This is a genomic window from Gordonia sp. i37 (genome assembly GCF_002043085.1).
In the GTDB taxonomy this organism is placed as follows: domain Bacteria; phylum Actinomycetota; class Actinomycetes; order Mycobacteriales; family Mycobacteriaceae; genus Gordonia; species Gordonia polyisoprenivorans.
In genome coordinates, this window is the sequence record NZ_MVPX01000056.1 from 1 (window position 1) to 5,498 (window position 5,498).

The following is a 5,498-nucleotide window of genomic DNA, read 5'->3' on the forward strand; positions in this document are numbered from 1 at the left end:
TTGCCACACCGGGGTGTATCGGGTCGGCGGGGGTGCGTCGACGCCGTTGGCCGCGATGTGGCGGTCGATGTCGGCGCAGATCGAGTTGTACACCGTATCGGCGTTGTCGAGGGCCGCGGTCAGCGTCGGTGCGAATCGCAGGTGCGAGTCCTTGCCGTCGATGAGGGTGCCGTACAACCGCATGCCCTCGAGTGCGAAGCGTCGCAGATCGATGTCACGGCCCCCATCGCGACCGGTGACATAGTGGTTGGTCTTCTCCCGGGCGGCTTTTCCGCCGGGATACTCCTGCGCCGGGGTGTCGTAGAGGCCCATCTCGGCCAGCCACGTCATGCAGTCGCGTCCACGGTAGGTGCGCGCGACCCGGGGAGCGTTGCCGATCGCGAGATGTACCTCGCGGCCGGCGAGATGGAGATCCTCGGCGATCTGCGCGCCGGACTGACCGGACCCGACAACGAGTACCGCGCCCTCGGGCAATTGATCGGCGTTGCGGTACTGCTCGGAATGAATTTGTGTGACAACGGGATCGAGCGATGAGGCGAACGCCGGGACGACGGGCAGTGGATAGCCGCCGGTGGCGATGACCACCTGATCGCAGGTGAGTACCTCGTCGCCGGCGTCGCCGCTCACGGTCAGCTCGAATCGGTCGTCGGCGATCCGGGACAGGCGCGTCACGGTGGTGTGGGTACGCAGCGGCGGCTCGAAGGTCTCCAGCCAGCCCGCGAGCCAGGCGACCACCTCGTCGCGGGTCATGAACCCGTCGGGGTCGGCGCCGGCGTAGGAGTAACCGGGCAGCCGGCAGTGCCAGTTGGGGGTCACGAGGGTGAAGTTGTCCCAACGGGTATCGGCCCAGGCGTGCATCGGTGTGTCGCGCTCGATGACGACGTGATCGATGTGTGCGTTGCCGAGATACCAACTGACCGACAGGCCGGCCTGGCCGCCGCCGACGATGACGACGGGGATGTGCGGGGGATGGGCGGAAGTGCTCATGGGAGCTCCGAACGATGTGGGGATTCAGGGGTGGGGGAGCGGCGGGTGCATGCTCAGGACTTCGACGACGGCGTCGTCGGCGAAATCGGTTGCGGTGACGGTGATCGCCTCGGCCGTCGCAGCTGCCGACGTGCAGGCGAAACCGAACGTGGCACGGACGCGTTCGGCCGCCTCACCGAGTGCGACGAGGCTGCGGGCGCGGAACTCGGCGACCGTGTAGTGGTGCCCGCTGCTCAGATGGTCGTGAACGACCAGCGACGGTGAATAGCATTCCTGCACACGCCCGTCCGGCCAGCGCACCGCGAAGGTCATCTCAGGCATGAGCGGGTTCCCGCCACGCGGCTGCCTCGGTGTCGGTGATGAGCCCGTAGGCATCGGGCCGTCGGTCGCGCAGATGGAACATGCCGGCGCGCATGGCGGTGAAGGTGGCGTCGATGTCGACCTCGGCGACGGCCATCCCGCTGCCGAGGAGGGTGGAATCCAGCACGTTGCCACCGGGATCGACGATCTTGGCGTTGCCGACGTACCGCAGCGAACCGAAGGTCCCGGACTGGTTGGCGGCGATCCAGAAGACCTGATTGTCCAGTGCGCGTGCGGTATCGAAGAGATTGAAGCGGTAGGTCCAGCGGTCTTCCTGCAGGTTCTCCGCCGTTGCGGTGCGGGCGGCCGGCCACGCCGAGAGACTCGCGATGATCTCGGCTCCCTGCAGCGCCATGATGCGTGCGGCTTCGGGAAAGGCCTTGTCGTAACAGATCTGCAGGCCGACGCGCCCGACCGGAGTATCGAAGACCCCATACTCGGTGCCCGCCGAGTAGGACATGTTCTCGCCCAGCGGTTGATGCACCTTGCGGTAGCTGCCGTAGATCCGATCCCCATCGAGAACGGCTGCGGCGTTGTACCGCGTGACCCCGTCCTCGGCGAGCTCGCAGAACCCGATCGCGATGAGCATGTCGCCCCCGATCGCCTGAACGCGCTTGATCTCCGGACCGTCGAGCGAAATGGCCGGTGGCAGTGAGCGACTGGTGGTCGCGACGGTGTCACCGTGATTGCCCAGCGAGGAGAGGTAGCCGCCGATGGCGGCCTCGGGGAAGACGAGGAAATCGACTCCCGCTGCTCGGGCCCGTTCGACGTGGTCGGCGATCACCCGATAATTGTCCTCGAGATCGCGGGTGAAGTTGGCCGCGACGGCGGCAAGTGTCGTCATGAGCTGATCCTGGTGGTGGGCATCGGAACCCGGCTCACACCATGTAGGTGGAGTTGATGATCGCGCCCTTGCGGGCGTAGTGGATGAGCGCGTCCTGCACGTCGAGCGGATGTGCCGGGATCACGCCCTCGATCAGGTCCTCTTCGCGACCGCCGTGCAGGGCGAGCCCGAACCGGCAGCAGAAGACCGTTCCGCCCTCGGAGATGAAGGTCGCCAAGGAGTCGTTGATGTTCTGTTCGCCGGGGAAGCCCGAATCGCCGGTGGTCGGGAAGCCGCGGGTGGCAAGGCAATTGATGGCGCCCGGCCCGTAGAAGTAGATGGCCGACTCGAATCCTTTGCGCAGCGCCCGGGTGGCCTGCAGGACGGCGACGAACGAGACCGATGACTCGTGGGCGATGCCGTGGACGAGGGTGAAGTACGATTCGCCGTTCTCCGCCTGGTAATCGGGGAAGATCTTGGTTCCGCCATAGATGTTGGAGCCCTTGGGAAGTGAGGGATGGGGGATCTCGGCGAGGGAGGCGGCGATGTTCTCGGTGATGGTCTCGTCGAATGCGGGCATGGCTTCTCCTGTGGAGACGGCGCCTTGGTGTGCGCGGCGAATGAGGGGGTGGGCGACGTTGCCCGGGATGTGAACGGGGATCGGAGTCGGCGTGGGCCGGTCGATCGCCTGCCACCAATTTCAGACCTCGAGTATTGCGTGGTGGTTACCGGCGGAATAAGGGATCGGCCGATTCATGTAACACGGCCGTGGGCCGACTTGGAGCGCCACCGATGCCTGTTCCCATGGTAGGCACGACCCGTGCGCCCGGACCTTGTGTGTGGGGAGAAACTAGGATATGCAACTATTGTAGACAGGCGAGCAGCGCCGAGCATGTGACAGCGTGAGGGAAGGAAACCGATGGCCGACGACGCGTCGATCCGTACGGAACGCCGGGGGCGGGTGGCCCACCTGATACTCAACCGCCCGAAATCGATCAACGCCCTCGACCACGAGATGGCGCTGACCATGGACAACGCGCTGCACACGTGGGCGAGGGACGACGCGATCGAGACCGTGGTGATCTCCGGGGCCGGTGAGCGAGGCCTCTGCGCCGGCGGCGACATCGTCGCCATCCACCGCGACGGCGCCGAACTCAGCAACGTCGACGCCGGTGGCGGCGCTCACGACGACCACGACGCCGCGGCGAGCCCGTCCGGACGCTTCTGGCACGACGAATACCTCCTCAACGAGTACATCGCGAACTACCCCAAGCCCTACGTCGCGATCATGGACGGCATCGTCATGGGCGGCGGCGTCGGGATCTCCGCCCACGGCAACACCCGCGTCGTCACCGACCGCACCAAACTCGCGATGCCCGAGGTCGGCATCGGCTTCGTGCCCGACGTCGGCGGCACCCATCTGCTCGCGCAGGTCCTCGACCAGTTCGGCACCTACCTCGCGCTGACGGCCGCACCGATAGACGGCGCCGAGGCGATCGCCCTCGGACTCGCCGACCACTACGTGCCCGCCGAGAAACTCGACGAACTCGTCGCGGCGCTCGCCGACCGGCCGGCCGCCGAGGTGCTCGCCCAGTTCTCGATCAAACCGCCCGCCGCAGGGCTGATCGAGCAGCGATCGTGGATCGCCGAGGCCTTCGCCGCCGACGACGTCGACGAGATCATCGCGCGATGCCGCGCCGTCGGCTCGGACTTCGCAACGAAGACCGCCGAACGGATCGCCGCGAAAAGCCCACTGGCCCTGCGGGTGGCGCTGCGTTCGCTGCGGGAGGCGCAGCACGACGCGACACTGGCTGATTCGTTGCGCCGTGAATACCGGGTGTCGTTGCGCTCGTTGCTGTTTCCCGACCTCGCCGAGGGTATCCGGGCGCAGGTCATCGACAAGGACCGCAACCCCGTCTGGCGGCCTGCCGACACGATCGACGACTCCGTGATCGACGCGGTCCTCGCGCCGCTGCCCGACGACGTCGAACTGACCTTCGAGGTCGAATCCCCCACCGGCGCCTGACCTTTCCCGGCACGAGAAGCTCCGCCGCCGAAGCTATTGACGAAGAAGCCATTGACGAAGGAGTCACCATGAGCACCACCGAACCGCAGACGATCCTGATCGAGCGCCGCGATCGCGTCGGCATCATCACCCTCAACCGTCCCAAGGCACTCAACGCGCTCAACACCGAACTGATGACCGAGGTGGTCGCCGCGGTCAAGGAGTTCGACGCGGACGCGGGTATCGGGGCGATCGTGCTGACCGGATCGCAGAAGGCGTTCGCCGCCGGCGCCGACATCAAGGAGATGTCGCCGAAGACCTACGCCGAAGTGGTCAACGAGTCGTTCTTCGGTGCGTGGGATGAGCTGTCGCGCAGCCGAACCCCCATCATCGCCGCCGTGACCGGGTACGCGCTGGGCGGCGGGTGTGAGCTGGCGATGCTGTGCGACACGATCATCGCCGGCGAGAACGCCGTCTTCGGGCAGCCTGAGATCAACCTCGGTGTCATCCCCGGCATCGGCGGATCGCAGCGCCTGACCCGCGCGGTGGGCAAGGCCAAGGCGATGGACATGGTGCTGACGGGCCGGCAGATGAAGGTCGACGAGGCCGAACGCATGGGTCTGGTGTCGCGGGTGGTGCCCACCGAGGAAGCGCTCGACACCGCACTCGACGTCGCGGCGACCATCGCGTCGAAGTCGGCGATCGCGACCGCGCTGGCCAAGGACGCGGTGAACCGCGCCTTCGAATCGAGCCTCACCGAAGGTGTTCGCGCCGAACGCGCGCTGTTCTATTCGACCTTCGCCACCGATGACCAAACCGAGGGGATGGCCGCGTTCGTCGAGAAGCGGGAGCCGCGGTTCACCCACCGGTGACCGCGACGCCGTCGCCGCTCGCGGGTCTCCACTGAGTTGGTCGTTTCCGTGCGAGGCCCGCGCCTACACTGGTCCTCACCACGAACGACACCCGGTTCTCGACATTGTTGGCCGACCAGTCGGCCCGAATCCTCGACCGCCGTCACAGCAATCGTGTTCTGAGTAGACACCCGGATGTCGCGATGGTGGCGGCGGGTCGTCGACCGGTCTCGGTGAAGGGGGAGATCACCGTCGCCTATGTGGTGATGCGGGCGGGACTGAGTGTGAGATCCAGTTCTGAACCCGAAACGTCCGCGTCTACCTCGTTGCATCTCAGACAATCCAAGTGCAGATCAGATGTTATCGAGGCCGTTCCCGAGGAGGGCCCAACGGACGGCGTTGGTTGATCCACCCCGGCTTTTCCGGAGAGCTCAGGTTGTGAGTGCCCCCTCCGGATTGAGGGTGCGCATGT

The 5,498-nt window shown here is 66.3% G+C and carries 7 protein-coding genes; 3 read left to right on the plus strand and 4 right to left on the minus strand.

Annotated elements, in window-relative coordinates:
- From B1964_RS02155 to B1964_RS02170, 4 genes are all read right to left on the minus strand, one after another.
- A partial coding sequence (locus B1964_RS02155; RefSeq protein WP_079928625.1) for an MSMEG_0569 family flavin-dependent oxidoreductase occupies positions 1-987 on the minus strand: 987 nt, incomplete at its 3' end.
- A 24-nt stretch (positions 988-1,011) separates the two neighbouring features.
- On the minus strand, positions 1,012-1,308 hold the full coding sequence (locus B1964_RS02160) for an MSMEG_0570 family nitrogen starvation response protein (protein WP_079928626.1): 297 nt from the start codon (positions 1,306-1,308) through the stop codon (positions 1,012-1,014).
- Positions 1,301-2,191, minus strand: coding sequence for a carbon-nitrogen hydrolase family protein (locus B1964_RS02165; RefSeq protein ID WP_079928627.1), 891 nt, complete (start codon positions 2,189-2,191; stop codon positions 1,301-1,303). The genes B1964_RS02160 and B1964_RS02165 overlap by 8 nt, the downstream gene beginning before the upstream one ends.
- 34 nt (positions 2,192-2,225) lie before the next feature.
- On the minus strand, positions 2,226-2,750 hold the full coding sequence (locus tag B1964_RS02170) for an MSMEG_0572/Sll0783 family nitrogen starvation response protein (protein ID WP_006371625.1): 525 nt from the start codon (positions 2,748-2,750) through the stop codon (positions 2,226-2,228).
- Positions 2,751-3,089: 339 nt separating this feature from the next.
- Between B1964_RS02170 and B1964_RS02175 the strand changes: the two genes are divergently transcribed.
- The 3 genes from B1964_RS02175 (at position 3,090) to B1964_RS31525 (ending at position 5,433) form a co-directional block, all read left to right on the plus strand.
- Positions 3,090-4,196, plus strand: a complete 1,107-nt coding sequence (locus B1964_RS02175; RefSeq protein ID WP_079928628.1) for an enoyl-CoA hydratase/isomerase family protein — start codon at positions 3,090-3,092, stop codon at positions 4,194-4,196.
- A gap of 68 nt (positions 4,197-4,264) precedes the next feature.
- Positions 4,265-5,047, plus strand: a complete 783-nt coding sequence (locus B1964_RS02180) for an enoyl-CoA hydratase (protein ID WP_079928629.1) — start codon at positions 4,265-4,267, stop codon at positions 5,045-5,047.
- A 107-nt stretch (positions 5,048-5,154) separates the two neighbouring features.
- Positions 5,155-5,433 carry a hypothetical protein gene (locus tag B1964_RS31525; protein WP_366664251.1) on the plus strand — a complete coding sequence of 93 codons (279 nt, stop codon included), beginning with the start codon at positions 5,155-5,157 and terminating at the stop codon, positions 5,431-5,433.
- Positions 5,434-5,498: the final 65 nt, after the last annotated feature.